Source organism: Clostridium sp., from assembly GCF_036639235.1.
Classification (GTDB): domain Bacteria; phylum Bacillota; class Clostridia; order Clostridiales; family Caloramatoraceae; genus Clostridium_AB.
In genome coordinates, this window is the sequence record NZ_JAVWJB010000098.1 from 1 (window position 1) to 2676 (window position 2676).

3 protein-coding genes are annotated in these 2676 nt (G+C 31.7%); 2 read left to right on the forward strand and 1 reads right to left on the reverse strand.

Annotation, left to right across the window (positions count from 1 at the left end):
* Together RR539_RS10730 and RR539_RS10735 are read left to right on the forward strand one after the other, a co-directional pair.
* Positions 1-943, forward strand: a 943-nt coding sequence (locus RR539_RS10730; RefSeq protein ID WP_332500441.1) for an ASKHA domain-containing protein, incomplete at its 5' end; no start/stop codon positions are given.
* Positions 944-952: 9 nt separating this feature from the next.
* A complete protein-coding gene (locus RR539_RS10735) occupies positions 953-1708 on the forward strand; it encodes a uroporphyrinogen decarboxylase family protein (protein WP_332500442.1) in 756 nt (251 codons plus the stop codon).
* Positions 1709-1838: 130 nt separating this feature from the next.
* Here RR539_RS10735 and RR539_RS10740 read toward each other — a convergent pair.
* Positions 1839-2676: YeiH family protein (locus RR539_RS10740; RefSeq protein WP_332500443.1), on the reverse strand; the 838-nt coding region annotated here is incomplete at its 5' end.

The window sequence follows — 2676 nt, forward strand, 5'->3', positions numbered from 1 at the left end:
TATTAATGGTATTTATATAGCAGGAAACACAATTATGCTTCATTTATTAGCAGGTGAAAGTGTTGAAAATCTTGTTAAATCACCATATGAAAGTGTGTTTTTAGATACCTATAACATCAATTCAAATACTATTTCTATTAAAGTAAATTCGGATGTAATACTTCTTCCTTCAATTTCATCATATGTAGGTGCGGATATTACAGCAGGAATGTTTGCTTGTAACTTTGAAAATAGAAATAATTCTATATATATAGATATAGGTACCAATGGGGAGATTGGAATCAATAGCAGTGGAGAGATATATACAACAGCAACAGCAGCTGGTCCAGCATTTGAGGGAAGTAATATAGAATGTGGAATGAGGGCTGAAGATGGTGCTATTGATGGATTTAAAATAGATGGGGATAATATAGTTATTTCAACCATTGGCAATGGTTCTCCATGTGGTATTTGTGGAAGTGGAATAATAGATATTATAAGTGAATTTATTAAACATAGAATTATTTTAAAGACAGGTAAAATAAATAAGGATAATGCTGAAAAATATTTTAAGGTAGAGGATAAGAAAATATATTTAACTGATAGTATATACATATCCCAGGAGGATATAAGGTCATTTCAATTAGCAAAGGGAGCTATAATATCAGGGATTAACATTCTTTGTAGAAGGGTTAAGTTAGAAGAAGTTAAGGAGTTTTTAGTAGGAGGGTCATTTGGATACCATTTAAATGAAGAGTCATTAAGAAGAACTGGCATAGTGCCAGGTAAGTTTAATGGAAGTGTTAAGTTTGTAGGTAATTCTTCACTTGAAGGAGCGTTTATTAGTAGTATAAATGAGGAATATATTCAGGAAATGAGAAATTTAAGTAAGAAAGTTAAGTCTATAAATTTATCACTAGATAGCGAATTCCAAAATGAGTTTATTAATAGCTTAAGCTTTTAGGAGGGTATTATGTTTTTGTGTGGAGGAAAATCATGTTTAGAAGGAAGTTCAGAAATATTTAAAACAATATCCTTTGATAGTTTTGTAGAGTGTAGAAGTATTTTATATAATTTAGGGATTAAGGATTATGAAGTAGGTAAGTATTATTTTTCATCGGTTAAGGAACTTTTAGAGTTAATGGAGAAGAATACATTAACTCCCCTATGTGGCGTAGCTGGGGATCTTTCATATTCACAAGGAGTTATAGAATACATTAAAGAAAGTAATGAGGTATTATGCCTTAATATTGAAGGGGCATTTACTATATTATCAAGTCTTATTAATCCTATTGTTGTCTTTAAGGAATGTAAAAGAAATAGGGAAGGTGTAATTCTTGCAATTAAATACATTGAAAAATTCCAGTTTGATTATATTAATCAGGTTAGTGGAATAAAGATGATTTCCCTTGCAGAACCAAGTGGTGATATTAATATAATTGGTCCAAAAACCTTTAAGGAATTTATAGCACCATCAAATATTAAACTAATTAAACATATTCAAAAAAGTAATGTAGATGTAATTCATTTATGTGGAAGACTTTCAACATCACTTGAAAAGGTAGATGAATTATTTGTAAAGAAGGTAACCCTAGAGTTAGATACATATGAAAACCATATTTTATCATTATCTAATGGGGAAATAGTTTGTCATAGCTGTACAAAAATGCTACCACTTAAAAGACGTATAGTACATATAGGTAAATTAAAAAGCCATATATCGAAGTAATGATATATGGCTCAGGCTGTTGATAAATGGAACAGCCTATCATGAAAAATAGGTTTCTCATGTTTTACCAAGGGGTGATAAAGCTACTTGGGATGATAAAGCGTCAATTGACCCCTTAAAGTGATATGCTTTAAAGAATAATAAATATTAATATTACAGCTGCGACTGTTTGAACTAGACCTATTAACCCGGCATAAATTGAGAATTTAGAACCTTGATTAATAAGATCGCGAATCTTAACCCTCATACCAATAGCTGCAAGTGCAATAACCTCAAATGTTGAGCTTATTCCCTTAAAGGTAGCTGATAGTGAGTTTGGTATAATGCCAAGTGTATATACTCCACATAGCACAAAGAATCCTATAACATACCATGGAATCTTAAGTTTGAATTTAGGTTTTGATGATTTCTTGTCAAAATCTTCTATTAGTAAATCATTATCCTCTGAGTCAACAATATCAAGTTCAGCCTCTGCACCTTTTGATTTATTCTTAAGGTAAGAAAGATATATAACAACGAATACTAGGAATATAATTCTAACAATCTTAAAAATAGTAGCAAGTTCTGTTACCTCAGGGCTAATCATTTTAGCACTACCAACAACCTGACCAACAGACTGAAGTGTACCTCCAAGTAGTGCAGAGGTTTCAAGTAGGTCCTGGTTAAAGAATACCAGGGCTATAAATGGCAGTATTAGCATTAATACTGTACCAGTAACATTGACTAGGGTAATTGATATTGCCTTATCTTTGTCACTTGCATTAATAGCAGGTGCAACAGATGCTATAGCAGAGGAACCACATACACCATTACCACTTGCCATAAGGTAGGTGAAGTCGTCTTCAAATCCCATTTTACGACCAATATAAATAACAGCAGATATTGTTATGATCATTTGGATAGCAATAAATAGTACACCACTAAATCCAAGTGTCATTATGGTTTGTATACTTAAAGTTCCTCCAAGT

Excerpts from the sequence above, each read along its gene's own strand:
- RR539_RS10735 (WP_332500442.1), top strand. The coding sequence starts at position 953 with ATGTTTTTGTGTGGAGGAAAATCATGTTTAGAAGGAAGTTCAGAAATA.